Source organism: Dyadobacter psychrotolerans, assembly GCF_004349265.1.
Classification (GTDB): Bacteria; Bacteroidota; Bacteroidia; order Cytophagales; family Spirosomataceae; genus Dyadobacter; species Dyadobacter psychrotolerans.
The window spans coordinates 238684-254756 of sequence record NZ_SMFL01000001.1; the positions used below are offsets into that span (position 1 = coordinate 238684).

Genomic DNA, 16073 nt, shown 5'->3' on the forward strand with positions numbered 1-16073 from the left:
CCGCAACGCATTCTTGTTGTCAAAAAGTTATTTTAACCGTTTTTTTATCCTTACCCCGCAGAAATTCGGCTTCGACGGTTTGTCCTTTTTCATGCTCGCCCAAAATTTCCATGTAGTCGTAAATCGTGGCTATATCTTTGCCTGCCAATTTTAAAATTACATCACCAGCCTGAATACCCGCCGCTTCGGCAGGACGTGCTTTTGACACCCCATCTATTTTCAAACCTTTTCCTGAATAACTGTAATCTGGCATGACGCCGAGGGTCACCTTAAAGTTGGAAGTTGTTTGGCCGCTGTGAGGATTTCCTGCTGAAAAAAATTCAGGCTCTGTTGTTTCCTGATCTGTTTTTTCCAAAACACCTGCAATAAGCGTCAAAATTTTGGCTTCCCCGGCTAAGTTAATTTTGTCGGTATCATCACTTGTTTTGTGATAGTCTCCATGCGAACCGGTAAAAAACTGAACGACCGGAATATTCTTCAGATAAAACGAAGTATGATCCGAAGCCCCTACCCCGGATGAATCAACAGTATATCTGATGTTTTGCTTTGCTGCCTGTTCCGGAATGATTTTCCCCCAAACCGGACTGGTTCCCCAACCTGAAATAATCAGCCCTTTTGCTTCGTCAAGACGTCCGATCATATCCATATTTACCATAGCCGAAATCGATGTCAGCGGAACGGTTGGAGAGTCGGTGAAGTATTTAGAGCCCAGCAGCCCCAGTTCCTCTCCTGAAAACGCCATAAAAAGAAAATTATGCTTTTCGACTTTACTATTACCTGCAAAATATTTCGCCAGTTCGATTACCCCGGTTGTACCCGATGCATTGTCATCTGCACCATTGTGAATTTTATTTTTACTGTCCGGAGAAAGTGACCCGCTTTGATATCCTTTTCCAAGATGATCGTAATGGCCACCCACGATGATGGTTTTTGCAGCTCCGTTATCCAGAAACCCGACCACATTCCTCCCGGTTACCTGATGTGCATACCCGTCGACCGAATAAGTTACCTGAAAGGGCTGAAAAAAAGATTTGTCTGTTCCGGCCGGCTTCAGCCCTATGATTCTAAACTGATCAGCAAGGTAGTTAGCAGCTTTAATTTCTCCCAGACTACCCGTACCCCTCCCTTCCAGATCATCGGAAGCTAGAAAAGTGATGTGTTTTTTAATATCTTCAACTTTAAATTGCTGAGCAAAAGCGGTAGTAATACTGGCAATAATAAACAGAAGAGAAAGGATTTTTTTCATGGACGATACACTTGTAATGTGTAATTACTATAATTTTTGCTGAATTTCTTCCAGGAATTTCCTGACACGTAACAACCTCTGAATCAACAGCTGAGATTCTTCTTTTCGTCTTAATTGTTCCCGCGCCCCTTTGATCGTCCGCCCCTGCTTATCCTTCTGATGCATGATCTTCCGGATAATCTCAATATCTCTTTCTGTGTAACGGCGACGGTTCCGGCTATCTCTTTTAGGATTCAGCTGCGGAAATTTTTTTTCCCAAAAACGGAGGGCTGATGCTTCGCATCCCACCATTTCTGCAACCTCATTGGTGTCGTAATATATTTTTGCGTTAGATTCCATATCATCAGGCTTAGCAGACAAATGTAAGCGGTAAGTATTTTAATTGAAATAATTCTAAATTAAATATTACCGGTAATATTGATTTTAAAGAAAATGATACTTCATTTGTCATTGAAAGCAAATTACTTAACGTCCCTAACATGAAAAAACTGATACTAACCGTTCTTATCTTTTCCGCCGGCTTTATGCTCACGGCACAGGCGCAAAGCAAAATATATGCAACATACAGTTATTCAATTGCGGCTCCCGTCTATAACCAGGGAGTTGCAGGAGGAGGCAGTTTTGATGGAAAAGCAGCATCATCCGTCGGACTACGCTATTTGATCAAAAATGGCAAGGTACTGAGCCTCGAAACAGGCCTTGAATATGGATTTTTTAATTATGAAAGGGGTCCTGCATTCTATCCGGGCTTGGACATGACCTCAAAATCTGAAAAGCTCAATCTGATAACGGTGCCTGTTTATGCCAACGTCACCTTTCTCAAATATCTATTTGTCAACGGCGGTGCACTGGTAGATTTTGAAGTGAACAAGAAAAACACCATTCAAAAGCAATCCGGACTGGGATTCGGTTTGGGAATTGGCGGGAAGCTGGATCTTGGGCACTTCTCGATGATGGTAAATCCGTTTGTACAAAGGCACGCCCTTATTCCTTTTGAAAAATTAGGTACGCGCCAAAGTCTGATGAATGCCGGAGTACGAATTGGAGTGGGTTACGCATTTTAGGCTATGCCCGATTTTCTGCAAGTGCTTTTATCTTTTCAAGAACCTTTTCTGCAAATTCGGCATAGGTCATATGGTATTCTTCTCCTTCTGGAAGGGCACCAAAATCTCCGATTTTCACAGAAAGCACTGTTTGTTCACCGCTGACAGAAATCGTGTAGGCATAACTGATATTTACCTCCGAGGGAGACAAACCCCATTTTGCCAGGAACAGGGACATGCTCAAATATTCATGCGCTACCATTTTTGTTACTGTAATTTTTGAGCTGCCCGACCATTCAATTTCTCTACCGACTTCCAGATAATAATCTGCAAAGTCTTCTGGCAATGAATCCCACTGACGGATAAACTTCGGAGCGATCAACACTTCCCACACCTTGTTTACAGGCGCATCTATAATTGTTTTACTTTCGACTATGAGTTCTTTCATGTAATCGGGTTCTGTGGTGCAACTTTACCTTCCATAGGCAGCAATAATACTCTCAGGACGTAAAAATCGATGCCAGACCCTGTGACAGACAGCTGCAAAACAGCTTGTGTAGGATTTTGCCGGAGTGATGCCATATTCAATCAGTTAGCGGCACATTTGCCACAATTCAGAGAAAAGTGCCCCATGAGTCATCAAAGGGTCTATTCAATGATGGCATCCATAAATATCATTATTTGCACGAATTAATAATCGGATGTCCGGTATTAGTGTTTGCTGTAAAATATAGTTTTAATGGGAAGTTAGGGCAACTCAGATCCTTAATACTAAGACAATCCGTTCTGAACCGGATTTAGCTTCCAATCCAGAAATACAGCAATAAGATTTCAGTCAACAGAAAATGAAAGTAAAAAAACTAACGACAAAAAAACATTTAAAAATCTGAAAATCAAATATTTACATTTACAATATTCCAATCCAGATTTTAATTAGCCAGCACTCCATCATCGATTTTATCAAAAGGACCGCCACATCCGTCTCCCCGGTTTCGCTTACAATACATGGGGAAAAATGTCAAAAAAAAAACAATTATTGCGCCCCCTTTTTCACGACCTGGAATCGGGATCTTTTCATATCCATTACAATTTCGAAATGCTATAATCCAATATGTATCAAAAACATAATAATAACATGAAAGGGAGTTGAGAGAGGAGCCAACCTGAAGAGTTGGTTGGTACGATTTTATGATTGTTACTGTAAACCAACCAGAACGGCCATGGATTTAGCAATTTTTTTCGAAGCGCTCGGCAACTTATTCTTAGTTGCAGTACTTTTTGTAGCTGTAATGATAAGCGCCACATTATCCGTAATCACCCATCTGATAAAGAGCATCAGGATTAAAAACATTAAACCTGTTAAATTAAATAAAAGAATTATCCTGTTTCGCCAAAACAGAGAAACCAGAATGGAAAATACCGCAGCCTGATTATAATCAGGAAATCAGATTCTGCCTCAACAAAAACTCAAGTTGATTATTTGCATCAATCAGTTTGGTAATCAATTCTTTATTTTCTTCCCTCAGCCTAAAAATTTCATAGGCATTTTTAATTATAATCTTGAGCTGTTGCTCATCCCAGGGTTTGTTCAGGTAGTAATAAATATGCCCTTTATTTACGGCATCTATTACCGCATTAATATCTGTATACCCTGTAAGTAAAATCCGTATAGGATCGGTATACTTCTTCAATACTTCAATTAAAAAATCAACTCCCGTCATTTGCGGCATCCGCTGATCAGTTATAATGACATGCACCACATTGGTTTGCAGGATTTCAAGTCCTTCTGTTCCTGAAGCAGCTAGAAGTACATTAAATTCCCTGCGAAATGCCGCTTTGAAGGAATTCAGGTTATTTACTTCGTCATCAACATATAGTATACTTATTTTCTCTTGGCGTTCCATCTAGGTTTTGCTTAGGCTCTGAGTAAATCTGATAAGGGCGGGTTAAAGATAATTTACTTTTCAGAAAGTTATAGAATTATTCTATAACTTCACATACCACACATCCGCTACCTACCTGGTAAATGTATCATGGAAAACAATTAGTGATAAACCGTTAGAACATTTTGCAGGTAAGAAATACAGTAATAATTTTACCTTCTCTAACGATCAAATTTTATTTCAACTTAAAACCCATAAATTTCTACTATCCGCATCATGAATTTGTTCATAATGTTTATAATTTAGGGAGTTGGTCAATAAAAAATTGAGTTTTAGAATAGTTTCAATATTGCACAAACACAAGATGGAGAAACCAACAATAAATTCTTAGAAATGTACCTAAAAGAAGAATTAAATACAATTTACCTTCCAATCATAGTAAAACGGAATCAGGAAAATGGCATTCAGGAAATTGAAGAGATTTTAAACCACAATACCGGTATTGCAGTACTTGATCTTTTCACCTCTCAGAAAAAAGAATTATTCAAAATACGGAACCCAAAAACAAAGCTTAGTCACGAACAAACGGACAAACTTTTTAAAGAATGGGAAACGGATAAAATCTTGGAAGATGAGGGTCTTTGGGTATACTATCCATGGAGTAATCGCCTGATCCATATCCTGGATAAGGAAGAATTTATTGAACTTAGAACCAACAGAAATCTTTATAGAATTTCTCCGATTGAGCAATCGAACCTTTTCAATAAAAAAATTGGTATTATCGGTCTTTCAGTTGGCCACGCGGTTGCGCTTAGCATTGCAACAGAGCGATTATGCGGAAAATTAAAACTTGCCGATTTTGATACCATTGAACTCAGCAACCTGAACCGGCTAAAAACAGGACTGCATAACATAGGCCTTAATAAATGTGTGGTTACTGCCCGGGAAATCGCAGAAATTGATCCTTTTATTGAGATTGAATGCTATCAAAAAGGTATAAATAATGAAAATCTAAGTTCCTTTCTAATAGAGGGAGGAAAACTCGATATTCTGATAGACGAGTGTGACGACCTCGAAATCAAGATTGCAAGTCGTGTGATGGCGAAGGATCTAAAAATTCCGGTTCTGATGGAGACCAGCGACCGGGGCATGCTCGATGTGGAAAGGTTCGACCTTGAACCTGAAAGACCCGTTTTACACGGAATTCTGAGCAATATGCCTCTTGACAAATTCCAAAATATTAGTGAACAGGACAGGCTTCCGCTTGTTTTAAAAATGGTAAATGCCGTAAACGGATCCCGGCGGGGAAAAGTGTCACTGCTGGAAATCGGACAGACGATCAGTACCTGGCCGCAATTGGCAAGCGCCGTAGCAATGGGTGGTGGTGTGGTGGCCGACGTCAGCAGAAGAATCCTGCTAAATCAGTTTACAGAATCCGGAAGGTATTATGTTGATCTGGAAGATATAGTTGCCAATAAAAAGGCTGATCCAAACAGTATCGTCGACGAAGAAATTTTAAGCCAAAATCCTTATCAGCCATTTGATTTGAATGAGGCAATCCGGATCGCAGATTCCCTGGTTCCTGCGGATGGATACTACGCACCGGAAGATCAAATCATTGAAGAAATTGTAAAGGCTGCATGTCAGGCGCCCTCAACGGGAAATGACCAGCCGTGGAAATGGCTATACCGAAATCACCGGCTGCATCTTTTCCATGATCGTTACAGATCGTTTTCCTTTGGAGATTTTGACCAGATAGCATCCAACCTTTCATTCGGAGCTGCTGTTGAAAATGTAATTCTCAAAAGTAATGAACTGGGCCTTAAAGTAAAATCCTCCCTATTTCCGCTTGGAACCGAATCTATACTGATCGCTGCCATTGATTTTTTCAACAGCAATAAAAATGTTGTTTCGGAACCTGTTTTTTCTCCCTGGTCGGTAAAATTTATTTATGATCGTACCACCAACAGAAATCCTTCCTACCCTGCCGAGGTATCCGAAACCGAGCTTAATTCATTAAAAGAAGCAGCAGAAAGTGTTGACGGAGCCCTATTTCACTATATTTCCGACAGACAGCAAATGCTGGCACTTGGTAAAATCATTGGTGAATGTGACCGGATTCGTCTTTTAAATGCAAACGGACACAGGGATTTTGTGGAACGGGAAATGAAATGGACCGGAGATGAGGCGGAAAAGTCAAGGGATGGAATCGATATCAGAACGCTCGGAATGAACTCATCCCAAATGGCCGCTTTATCGATTATCCGTGACAGCGAAATTTCGAAGGCATTAAAAAGCATTGACGGTGGAACCGCTCTGATCGATGTAACAATGAAAACAATCAGTACTGCTTCGGGCCTTGGAATTGTTACGTTGCCTGAGTACAGTTATCAAAATTTTTTCCTCGGAGGCATGTCGTTACAGCGTTTATGGCTGAAAGCAGAAGAACTTCAATTTGCAGTACACCCGCTCATCTCACCGTTTTATCTTTTCCCCAGAGTTACAAACGGAAACGGTGCCGGATTGGATCAGAAAGAAGTTTCGCATCTTACAACGCTGCGAAAAAAGTTTCTTGACATTGTACCAGTAAATGAGAACGCAGCCGGTGTTTTCCTTTTCAAAATTGCCAGAGCGGCGGTGCCTGAAATTAAAAGTTATCGCCTTCCTTTGGGAGAAACGTTATTTATAAACAATCAGATCATATAATGGTAGCACGAATTAAAGCATATCGGGCACCAGACAATGTTGAAACGAGTCTTAGATATGCAGATGGCCACCGAAAGGTTCTGGAGGCTTATGGAGTCAAGAAGGTTACTTCATCAAGCTATGACTGGCTCGAAGATCCTAACACTTATGTCATCATCGTAGAGTCAGAGGATGGCAGCCGCATTTTTGGAGGAACACGTGTACAGGTAAGGTCTCCCAAACTGAATATGCCTATGGAGGGAGCCATTGCTAAAATTGACGATACCATTTATGACTATGTAAACAAGATCGGCGATTACAATGTTGCTGAATTTTGTGGACTATTCAATTCAAAAGAAGTAGCAGGATATGGAATAGGAAGCGTATATTTGGGAAGAACTGCCATGGCAATTTCTTCGATGGTTGGAATAAAATATCTGATGGGGCTATGCTCGCCCATTACATTGGTTATAAGTCAGCGCATTGGGTTTGAAGTACTCACAGATCTGGGTAATAATGGCACATTCTATTATCCAAAAGAAGGACTTATTGCAACGTCTCTGATTGCGCGTGATTTGATTAATCTGCCGCTGGCTACACCGGAAGAACAGGAAAAAATATTCAGCCTGAGAGAAAATCCTCAGCAAACAGTAACTGAAAACGGACGGAGGGGAGAATTGACCATAATATACGACATAAAACAATGGGATTAAAATTTACCTTAATTCACATTTTACTGTTTTTTCTCACGCTTACGTCCATCGCAACGAAAGCAGAAAATGTTATATTCACGGGTCCTGACATTGGCATTGGTCAGAATCTGGAAATCCTGGAAGATACCAACGGCGTCTTAACCTATCCAGCTGTTGCAAGCTCAAAAAATTTTGTAAAGAACACCGACATCACTCCAAACTTCGGACTTAGCAGCTCCACCTTCTGGGTCAGGTTCACGGTGCAAAACACCACCACAATTGACAAATTATTCCTCGAACTTGCGAATCCCCGTGTAAAGTCATGCACACTTTATTTTGACGAAAACAATAAGGTTGTTGAGGAATCGATATCCTGGGCAGATCCGTTTTACACCAGAAAAATAAAACACCAGAACATTGTTTTCGAATTATTACTCCCTGAAAAAACCAGAAAAACTTACTACCTCAGAATAGAAAGCAGCGAGCAGATCGTACTTCCCCTGATTTTAAGAAGTGAAGTGGATTTTCTCCGGTTTGCGCTTTCCAATGAAATAATTTCCGGAATCCATGTTGGTATTCTGTTTGTCATGATGCTCTACAACTTCTTCCTTTATTTTTCAATCCGGGAAAAAAGTTACCTGTATTATGTGCTTTACATTTTGTTTATAGGGCTTACGCAAACTACCATTACAGGCTACACTTTTAAATTTTTGTGGCCCGGCTCACCTGAGTTCAATCAGTTCTCCATCATAACTTTCCCTGCACTTGCCGGGAGTTTTGCAATACTCTTCTTTCAGAATTTTCTTCATACAAAAGAGCGTGCTAAAATAATTCACAAGATCTTATCGGCGGTGTTAGTCCTGTACCTTTTCTCAGCCATCTTAAACCTTGCCGGTCTGGAAAGAATAAGTTACAGAATAATCGATGTATGTGCGGTAACGGCTTCATTGTTAGCACTTATCGTTTCTGCCAGACTTTCCTGGGAAGGCTACCGCCCTGCAAAGTTTTATTTTGTCGCATGGTCGATATTTCTGGTTGGTATTGTATTGTACACCATGCGAAATCTTAATATCTTACCGTATAGTATTTTAACTAATTATACCATGCAGGCAGGAACAGTAATAGAAGTAATACTGCTATCTTTCGCCCTTGCAGATAAGATCAATATTTTAAAGCGCGAGAAAGAAGTTTCCCAGGCGCAGGCACTGATGATTTCACTGGAAAATGAGAAAATAATTTTAAATCAAAATGCTTTTCTTGAAAAAAGCGTCGATGAAAGAACACAGGAATTACAGCTTGCCAATACAGAATTGAATCTCGCTTTAACCAAATTAAAGGATGCCCAGACACAGCTGATTGAATCTGAAAAGATGGCTTCACTTGGACAGCTTACCGCGGGTATTGCTCACGAAATTAACAATCCGATCAACTTCGTAAGCTCTAACATACGACCGCTCAGAAGAGATATTGCGGATCTGATAGAAATCCTGGATTCTTACAGCGACCTGCATGAAAGAAATCCTGAAAATGACATTGATGCAAAACTAAAAGAAATTCAGGATCTGAAAGATGACCTCGATGTTGACTACATCAAAACAGAGCTTGCGGAGCTGTTGAAAGGAATGGAAGACGGCGCTCACCGTACCGTTGAAATTGTAAAAGGGCTAAAGATGTTCGCCAGAGTTGATGACACCGATCTTAATATGGTAAATATTAATGATGGAATCGAATCGACACTCGTGATTTTGAACTATCAGATGGGTACTTCCATGAGGCTGATTAAAGAACTTGGAAGCATCCCGAACGTAGAAGGCTACGGAGGTAAGCTAAATCAGGTTTTCATGAATATCCTGACTAATTCCATTTATGTTATTCAAAAAGATCCAAATATTTTACAGCCTACAATCCATGTGAAAACGTGGCTGAGCGATACAGATCATGTAAGTATTTCCATTAAGGATAACGGATCTGGCATGTCACCGGAGGTAAAGGCTAAAATATTCGAACCATTTTTTACTACCAAACAGGTTGGAGAAGGCACCGGCTTGGGATTGTCAATAGTTTTTAAAATAATTGAGGTACATAATGGTAATATTGCCGTAAATACAGAAGTAGGTCAAGGGACCGAGTTCGTCATTACACTTCCCATCTTAAAGAAAAAAAAACCAATTTTAGTAGTCAATGAGTGACAAGCCAATACGTATCCTATATATAGATGACGAGGAACATAACCTCCACTCTTTCAAAGCTACTTTTCGTAAGCAGTATGACATCACTACGACCATCTCGGTGATAGATGCTGAGGAAATGCTGGAAACTCACGATTTCAATATTATTCTTGCAGACCAACGTATGCCCGTAATGACAGGCGTTCAGTTTTTTGAGAAAATCAGGGACCGCTACCCAAAAATTATCAGAATACTAATAACCGGGCACACGGATATTGGTGCAGCCATTGATGCGATTAACAAAGGTGAAGTATTCCGGTTTATTGATAAACCGTGGGATTACACTTATGTGGAAAATGCCATCACCCACGCCTACGAAATATATAAAACAAGAGAAGACCTTAAGCAGCGTAACATCGAACTTCAGAAAGCAAACGAAGAGCTTGACAAGTTTGTATACAGCGCATCTCATGACCTGCGGGCGCCATTAATGTCTGTTCTGGGAATTGTGAATCTGGCCCTTTTGGAAGATGATTTGCAGTCTCAAAACGAATATCTTGAATTGATTCGAAAATCTGTCAAAAAACTGGATACCTTTATAATAAATATTATTGATTATTATAAAAACGCAAGAGGAGTCCCTGTCATTACAGACATTGATTTTGAGGAACTTATCACGGAAGTACAGGCAACCATACAGTACCTTCCGGAATATGGCAACCTAAAAATCACTTCAACAATTGACCAGAAAGGACTTTTCAGATCCGATGTAATGAAACTCCGGATCATTTTTAATAATTTAATCAATAACGCAGTAAAATTCCAGGATAATACAAAATCGGAACCGTACATTAATCTGAAAGTCGAAGCTTCACCAACTGGTGCAAAAATTATTGTAGAAGACAACGGTGCCGGAATAAGGGAAATAGATCAGGATAAAATTTTCAAAATGTTCTATCGCGCAGGTGCCACCAATAGTGGCTCAGGAATTGGATTATATATCGTGCATGAAGCCATTGAAAAACTCGGTGGAACTATAAATATTTCTTCTGTTTACGGAGAAGGAAGTATTTTTGAGCTTAACATTCCTTCTATCAATAAATAGAATGTCATGACTCTAATTGATATCATTTTGATTGATGACAGTGCGTTTGACTTATTTATATACGAAAAACTCCTCATCAAAAGCGGGATTACCAGAACGGTTAAAACTTTTAACTCGGCCCGCGAGGCGTTGAAATATCTGACCACGGAAGAAAGCAGATTGCCGGAAACGGTAATCCTGCTTGATCTGCAAATGCCCGACATGAATGGGTTTGAATTTATTGAAGCTTTTGGCAGTGTTTCAGAAGAGATAAAAAGTAAGATCAGAATCTTCATGTTATCTTCTACAATCGATTCACGTGATATCGAAAAAGCAAAATCCAGTCCTGACATCCTCGACCTTCTCCCCAAACCTCTGGAAATTGATCTCCTGAAACGTAAATTAGCTATCTGATTCTAACGATTTGTTTTTGTAATTTATCTCCATTGTTCAGGAGAGATGTTTAGTCCTTTCCTGCCGGAATAGCCCCCAAACAACAAAATTCCCCAAACTGTTACCAAATAGTACAATTTCTACTTTATTAAATATTAATAGAATTTATTACACGTGTCAAACCTATAACATTTTCATTTTTAAACATGATATTTTATGGTTTGACCTATCAACAGGCATATCAGGAACGCTTTGTTTGCTTAGTCAGACAAAAACCTATATCCTTATTAATTAATGAAAACGGACGACAAAACACTCGATGAAATTTTGAAATTACATGCCCAGTACGTTTTAGAAGTAGAGCACAGTGGCATCAAACCCTTATCAGTTGACATTTACAGAACAAATTCTCACAATTTTGTAAGGTGGATTAAAGACGAGTTTATTCCCGGCGGATCCAAATCCAAAAGAAAATCTTAATTCATTCCTGCTAACAGATTTTTTAAGCAAGTTATTCATACGTTTTTCGTTATTTTTGACAGCGGAATAACAATTCCACATGTCAGAAATAACGAAACTATGATATTCTCGATTTTAACTTTCCTGAGAGGGCGCTTTTCAAAAGATGCTATCCAGGAAGCAAAGGCAAATGAAAAGCAGATGACCAGACAGGAAGCGCTGCAACAGTTCAGGAATCTTGCCTCCAAGAGAGATAAGAAAAGCTGATTTTAATATTTACTTAAGTATTTCCTGCTTAGCAACCCTGTCCGTAATAGGCATCCTTGCCATGTTTCCTGAAGTAATGTTTGTCTATCAGACTTTGTTTTATAGATGTTATATTAGGATTTATTTGCAGTGTTAAAAACGCCATCTTTGCTATTTCCTCAAGAACGATGGAATTGTAAACCGCTTTGGCAGGATCATTTCCCCAGGTAAATGGACCGTGGCAGGCCACTAAAACCATCTCAACTTCATCAGGATTAAGAGAGCCTTTTCTGAATGTATCAAGAATTTGATTTCCTGTTTCCATTTCATAATCAAGCAGGATCATTTCATCAGACATGACATCCGTTACCGGAATCGAAGAGGTCAGATGGTCTGCATGTGTGGTACCCAGATTAGGAATCGGCTTCATTGCCTGTGCCCAGGCAACGGCATAGGTGGAGTGTGTATGACAAACCCCTCCTATCGACGGGAAGTTTTTATAAAGGAGAGTATGCGTTTTGGTATCAGATGAAGGTCTCAGCTTACCTTCAACCAGCATGTTGTCCATGTCTACAATCACAATGTCTTCAACCCTAAGCTTGTGATATGGCACGCCGCTGGGCTTGATCGCAACAATACCCTCAGCCCTGTCGACTCCGCTCACATTACCGAAAGTCACAATCGCAAGTTCTTCTTTTGGTATTTCCATGTTAGCCTCGTAGACCAACTCTTTCAGGTATTTATACTTCGACATCGTTTTAAGACAGAGTTAATTGAGTTTTTCGCTGAGTGCGCTGTATTCTCCTCCTACGGTCCGGATATTACGGTACTAAATTAACTTGATTAACTACTTAACTTCCTAACTCTTACTTAAAATATCCCTCACTCCACCTCAGCTCATTTTTCAATTGCCTTAGTTTTGTATCCTTGTCAATCACAACCAGTTCTACATCCATCATTTCAGCAAAAGTTTCAATATGCTCCGTCGTAAGATTTTGACTGTAAACCGTATGATGAGCACCGCCGGCATAAATCCAGGCTGCACAAGCTGTCTGCATATCCGGTGCAGGTTTCCACAGAACTCTGGCAACAGGTAGTTTAGGTAATTTTTCCACAGCTTCAACGGCTTCTACCTCATTGACCAGCAGGCGGAAACGGTTACCCATGTCTATCAATGACACATTGATCGCAGGGCCGGAAGCTGAGTTAAAAACCAATCGGACAGGATCTTCTTTTCCTCCAATTCCTAACGGATGAATTTCACATGAAGGTTTACCTGACGCGATGCTTGGACAGATTTCGAGCATGTGCGAGCCAAGAACAAGATTATTATCCGGCTGAAAGTGATAGGTATAATCCTCCATAAAAGAGTTTCCACCCGCCAGGCCGCTTCCCATCACTTTGAGTGCACGCACCATTGCCGACGTTTTCCAGTCGCCCTCCCCTGCATAGCCATATCCGGCCGCCATCAGACGTTGCGAAGCAATTCCCGGCAGCTGTTTCATTCCGTAAAGATCCTCGAAGGTGTTGGTATAACCCTTAAAATTTCCTTCTTCCAAAAACTGCTTCATTCCAAGCTCAATCCGAGCTGCATCACGTAATGATCCATGCCTTTCACCTCCTTTGAAAAGAGTTTCTGCAAGCTGATAAGACGACTGGTATTCTTCGACAAGTGTATTTATTTCAGAGTCATAGACAGAATTAATCACTTCAACCAGATCGCCTACCGCGTAAGTATTAACCGAAAATCCGAATTTCATTTCTGCTGCAACTTTGTCTCCCTCTGTAACAGCAACCTGGCGCATGTTATCACCAAAGCGTGCGAACTTTGCTCCGTTCATATCGAATTTGGCAGCGGCTACGCGCGCCCAATCTCCAACAGATTTAAGCAAACTTTCCTGCTGCCAATGGCCCACAATCACCTTCCTGTTCAGGCGCATTCTGGTCATGATAAATCCAAATTCCCTGTCACCATGTGCCGACTGGTTCAGATTCATAAAGTCCATGTCGATCTCCGACCACGGAATATCCCGGTTGTATTGCGTATGTAAGTGAAGCAATGGTTTTTGCAGAACCTGAAGGCCGCGTATCCACATTTTTGCCGGTGAAAAAGTGTGCATCCAGGCAATAATCCCGATACAGTTTTTTGCTACGTTGGCTTCCTGAATGATATTGTAAATTTCATCCGGCGTTTTTACCACCGGCTTAAAGATCACCCGAACAGGAATACTGGCAGACTGATCCAAATGACCGCTGATGATTTTTGAATGTTCATCAACCTGTTTTAATGTTTCTTCTCCGTATAAGTGCTGGCTGCCGGTTACAAACCAGATTTCCAATTGTTTTAAATCAAGCATTTGATATCATTTGATAAGCCGGCTCAGCCGAGATGACTTTGTTTTCTTAAAAATTCGTTTTCGACAAAATTACCGGATTGCAGGTATTTCTGATACAGCAATTTATAAACAGCGGCAATGTCAGGTCTGGGATGATAAACGGCATCGAAACCGGAACTCATGGCCTGCTGTGCTTCCGGCAAAGACGCATAAATACCCGAAGCAACCGAAGCAAACATGGCTGCTCCTAAGGCACAGGCTTGTTCAGAAACCGCGACTTTTATAGGCATATCCAGGATATCAGCAAGGGTCTGCATCACGAAAGGTGATTTCTTGGCAACTCCGCCGATTGCAATCACTTCATGTATTTGAATACCTTCGTTACGGAATCTTTCTACAATACTTTTTGAGCCGAAAGCAGTTGCTTCCACCAGTGATTTGAAAATTTTGGCGCTGTTGCTTGCCAGATTAAGTCCCAGGATTGCGCCTTTTAACGTATGTTTGGCATCGGGTGTACGTCTTCCGTTATGCCAGTCAATTGCAACAATATCTTTTTCGGTAACCGGCAGCAGAGCAGCCTGTTCAGCCAGATAGGGAATCAGTTTTTCCGACAATTCTTTTGAAGCAGCTTCACCCAACAGCGCCTCAACCGGACCTGTTATGAGTTTTGCAAACCATGCATAAATGTCACCAAAAGCCGATTGTCCGGCCTCCATACCCAGCATGCCCGGCACAACCGAACCATCAACCTGGCCACAAATCCCCTTAATCAGTAAATGTCCGGCTTCCTCAGAAGGTGCCACAAGCATATCGCATGTTGAAGTTCCGATTACTTTGCAAAGTACATAAGGTTCTATCAAAGCTCCTACTGCACCCATATGCGCATCAAAAGCACCGACTCCAATAACCACATCTTCGGGTATACCAAGCTTTTCAGCCCAGCTTTTTGAGATGGTACCAAGCGGTTTATCCGAGGTTTCGGTTTCAGTAAAAAGCCTGTCACGAAGTCCGTCAAGCAACGGGTCCAGTTCTTTAAAAAAATCATTGGAAGGCAACCCGTCAAACTCCTGATGCCAGAGTGCTTTATGACCGGCTGCACAGCGTGACCTTTTCAAAAGCAAGGGATCTGTAACACCCGTTAGCTCAGCAGAAATCCAGTCGCAATGTTCAACCCAGGAATAAGCATTTTCTCTTACCTGCTCATCCACTCTAAGTGTACGCAGGATTTTTGACCAAAACCATTCTGACGAGTATATGCCTCCAACGTATTTTGTATAGTCAACCGGCCAGCTATGTGCGAGTGAATTTATCTCTTCTGACTCTGCATTCGCGGTGTGATCTTTCCACAAAATAAACATAGCATTTGGGTTTTCTTCAAAGCCAGGCAGCAAAGCCAGCGCTTTTCCTTCCCGATTCACAGCAATGGGTGTCGACCCGGTTGTATCAATGGCAATTGCTTTTATATTTTCTTTTACATTTTCCGGTGCCGCAGTTAATGCTTTAACAACGGAATATTCAAGTCCTTCGAGATAATCCAATGGGTGTTGACGAAACTGAGAAATCGCCGGATCACAGTACTTCCCTTCTTTCCAGCGCGGATATTCGAACACGGCCGTTCCCGCGGATTCGCCCGTTGCAGCGTTAACAATCAGAGCCCGGACCGAATCGGTGCCGAAGTCAATTCCAATTACGTATTTTTCTTGCATTTGTAAGGGTGGAACAAAATGTGACCGACTAAAATCAAATTTAACTAATCGATGGACAAATATAAACAATTGTACTTATAGTGTATATTTGACACATTTATTTTGTTAAATATTTTAAGCATTACTCTTTAT

At 40.8% G+C, this 16073-nt stretch carries 17 protein-coding genes; 8 read left to right on the forward strand and 9 right to left on the reverse strand.

The features are described from left to right. Window positions 1-19: 19 nt before the first annotated feature. On the reverse strand, window positions 20-1246 hold the full coding sequence (locus tag E0F88_RS01070; protein WP_131955815.1) for a M28 family peptidase: 1227 nt from the start codon (window positions 1244-1246) through the stop codon (window positions 20-22). A 27-nt stretch (window positions 1247-1273) separates the two neighbouring features. Continuing rightward, entirely contained in the window at window positions 1274-1585 is a 312-nt protein-coding gene (locus E0F88_RS01075; protein WP_131955817.1) for a MerR family transcriptional regulator, read from the reverse strand. 140 nt (window positions 1586-1725) lie between these two features. On the opposite strand from E0F88_RS01075, the gene E0F88_RS01080 reads away from it, so the two are divergent. After that, window positions 1726-2310 (forward strand): hypothetical protein, encoded by a 585-nt coding sequence (locus E0F88_RS01080; protein ID WP_131955819.1) that lies wholly within the window; start codon window positions 1726-1728, stop codon window positions 2308-2310. A gap of 1 nt (window position 2311) precedes the next feature. On the opposite strand, the gene E0F88_RS01085 is transcribed toward E0F88_RS01080, so the two are convergent. From E0F88_RS01085 to E0F88_RS01090, 4 genes are all read right to left on the reverse strand, one after another. Further along, window positions 2312-2737, reverse strand: a complete 426-nt coding sequence (locus E0F88_RS01085) for an SRPBCC domain-containing protein (RefSeq protein WP_131955821.1) — start codon at window positions 2735-2737, stop codon at window positions 2312-2314. Next, on the reverse strand, window positions 2734-2871 hold the full coding sequence (locus tag E0F88_RS33995; protein WP_220466203.1) for a hypothetical protein: 138 nt from the start codon (window positions 2869-2871) through the stop codon (window positions 2734-2736). Before E0F88_RS33995 ends, E0F88_RS01085 begins: the two co-directional genes overlap by 4 nt. Before the next feature lie 613 nt (window positions 2872-3484). After that, a complete protein-coding gene (locus E0F88_RS33555) occupies window positions 3485-3640 on the reverse strand; it encodes a hypothetical protein (RefSeq protein WP_165939972.1) in 156 nt (51 codons plus the stop codon). Between the two features lie 85 nt (window positions 3641-3725). Then, entirely contained in the window at window positions 3726-4193 is a 468-nt protein-coding gene (locus E0F88_RS01090) for a response regulator (protein WP_131955823.1), read from the reverse strand. Window positions 4194-4565: 372 nt separating this feature from the next. On the opposite strand from E0F88_RS01090, the gene E0F88_RS01095 reads away from it, so the two are divergent. The 7 genes from E0F88_RS01095 to E0F88_RS33560 all read left to right on the forward strand — a co-directional run bounded on the left by E0F88_RS01095 (window position 4566) and on the right by E0F88_RS33560 (window position 11920). Next, window positions 4566-6878 (forward strand): Rv1355c family protein, encoded by a 2313-nt coding sequence (locus E0F88_RS01095; protein ID WP_131955825.1) that lies wholly within the window; start codon window positions 4566-4568, stop codon window positions 6876-6878. After that, window positions 6878-7570: a hypothetical protein gene (locus E0F88_RS01100; protein ID WP_131955827.1), complete on the forward strand. Its 693-nt coding sequence runs from the start codon at window positions 6878-6880 to the stop codon at window positions 7568-7570. Before E0F88_RS01095 ends, E0F88_RS01100 begins: the two co-directional genes overlap by 1 nt. Then, window positions 7561-9738 (forward strand): sensor histidine kinase, encoded by a 2178-nt coding sequence (locus E0F88_RS01105; RefSeq protein WP_131955829.1) that lies wholly within the window; start codon window positions 7561-7563, stop codon window positions 9736-9738. The genes E0F88_RS01100 and E0F88_RS01105 overlap by 10 nt, the downstream gene beginning before the upstream one ends. Then, window positions 9731-10822 (forward strand): hybrid sensor histidine kinase/response regulator, encoded by a 1092-nt coding sequence (locus E0F88_RS01110; RefSeq protein ID WP_131955831.1) that lies wholly within the window; start codon window positions 9731-9733, stop codon window positions 10820-10822. Before E0F88_RS01105 ends, E0F88_RS01110 begins: the two co-directional genes overlap by 8 nt. A 6-nt stretch (window positions 10823-10828) precedes the next feature. Then, window positions 10829-11215 carry a response regulator gene (locus E0F88_RS01115; protein ID WP_131955833.1) on the forward strand — a complete coding sequence of 129 codons (387 nt, stop codon included), beginning with the start codon at window positions 10829-10831 and terminating at the stop codon, window positions 11213-11215. Between the two features lie 273 nt (window positions 11216-11488). Further along, the gene (locus tag E0F88_RS01120; protein WP_131955835.1) at window positions 11489-11674 is read left to right on the forward strand and encodes a hypothetical protein; all 186 of its coding nucleotides are present in this window, start codon (window positions 11489-11491) and stop codon (window positions 11672-11674) included. Window positions 11675-11773: 99 nt separating this feature from the next. Further along, window positions 11774-11920 carry a hypothetical protein gene (locus E0F88_RS33560; protein WP_165939973.1) on the forward strand — a complete coding sequence of 49 codons (147 nt, stop codon included), beginning with the start codon at window positions 11774-11776 and terminating at the stop codon, window positions 11918-11920. Window positions 11921-11948: 28 nt separating this feature from the next. Here the strand turns inward: E0F88_RS33560 and E0F88_RS01125 are convergent, their stop codons facing one another. From E0F88_RS01125 to E0F88_RS01135, 3 genes are all read right to left on the reverse strand, one after another. After that, window positions 11949-12653 (reverse strand): L-ribulose-5-phosphate 4-epimerase, encoded by a 705-nt coding sequence (locus E0F88_RS01125; RefSeq protein ID WP_131955837.1) that lies wholly within the window; start codon window positions 12651-12653, stop codon window positions 11949-11951. 112 nt (window positions 12654-12765) lie between these two features. Then, window positions 12766-14256 carry an L-arabinose isomerase gene (araA, locus tag E0F88_RS01130; protein WP_131955839.1) on the reverse strand — a complete coding sequence of 497 codons (1491 nt, stop codon included), beginning with the start codon at window positions 14254-14256 and terminating at the stop codon, window positions 12766-12768. A gap of 23 nt (window positions 14257-14279) precedes the next feature. Next, a complete protein-coding gene (locus E0F88_RS01135) occupies window positions 14280-15941 on the reverse strand; it encodes a ribulokinase (RefSeq protein WP_131955842.1) in 1662 nt (553 codons plus the stop codon). Window positions 15942-16073 lie beyond the last annotated feature (132 nt).

Coding starts and splice junctions, on each gene's coding strand:
- E0F88_RS01085 (WP_131955821.1), bottom strand. CDS start 2,737: ATGAAAGAACTCATAGTCGAAAGTAAAACAATTATAGATGCGCCTGTA.
- E0F88_RS01105 (WP_131955829.1), top strand. CDS start 7,561: ATGGGATTAAAATTTACCTTAATTCACATTTTACTGTTTTTTCTCACG.
- E0F88_RS01125 (WP_131955837.1), bottom strand. CDS start 12,653: ATGTCGAAGTATAAATACCTGAAAGAGTTGGTCTACGAGGCTAACATG.
- E0F88_RS33555 (WP_165939972.1), bottom strand. CDS start 3,640: ATGTTTTTAATCCTGATGCTCTTTATCAGATGGGTGATTACGGATAAT.
- E0F88_RS01080 (WP_131955819.1), top strand. CDS start 1,726: ATGAAAAAACTGATACTAACCGTTCTTATCTTTTCCGCCGGCTTTATG.
- E0F88_RS01100 (WP_131955827.1), top strand. CDS start 6,878: ATGGTAGCACGAATTAAAGCATATCGGGCACCAGACAATGTTGAAACG.
- E0F88_RS01135 (WP_131955842.1), bottom strand. CDS start 15,941: ATGCAAGAAAAATACGTAATTGGAATTGACTTCGGCACCGATTCGGTC.
- E0F88_RS01090 (WP_131955823.1), bottom strand. CDS start 4,193: ATGGAACGCCAAGAGAAAATAAGTATACTATATGTTGATGACGAAGTA.
- E0F88_RS33995 (WP_220466203.1), bottom strand. CDS start 2,871: ATGGCATCACTCCGGCAAAATCCTACACAAGCTGTTTTGCAGCTGTCT.
- E0F88_RS33560 (WP_165939973.1), top strand. CDS start 11,774: ATGATATTCTCGATTTTAACTTTCCTGAGAGGGCGCTTTTCAAAAGAT.
- E0F88_RS01110 (WP_131955831.1), top strand. CDS start 9,731: ATGAGTGACAAGCCAATACGTATCCTATATATAGATGACGAGGAACAT.
- E0F88_RS01120 (WP_131955835.1), top strand. CDS start 11,489: ATGAAAACGGACGACAAAACACTCGATGAAATTTTGAAATTACATGCC.
- E0F88_RS01115 (WP_131955833.1), top strand. CDS start 10,829: ATGACTCTAATTGATATCATTTTGATTGATGACAGTGCGTTTGACTTA.
- E0F88_RS01075 (WP_131955817.1), bottom strand. CDS start 1,585: ATGGAATCTAACGCAAAAATATATTACGACACCAATGAGGTTGCAGAA.
- E0F88_RS01095 (WP_131955825.1), top strand. CDS start 4,566: ATGTACCTAAAAGAAGAATTAAATACAATTTACCTTCCAATCATAGTA.
- araA (WP_131955839.1), bottom strand. CDS start 14,256: ATGCTTGATTTAAAACAATTGGAAATCTGGTTTGTAACCGGCAGCCAG.
- E0F88_RS01070 (WP_131955815.1), bottom strand. CDS start 1,246: ATGAAAAAAATCCTTTCTCTTCTGTTTATTATTGCCAGTATTACTACC.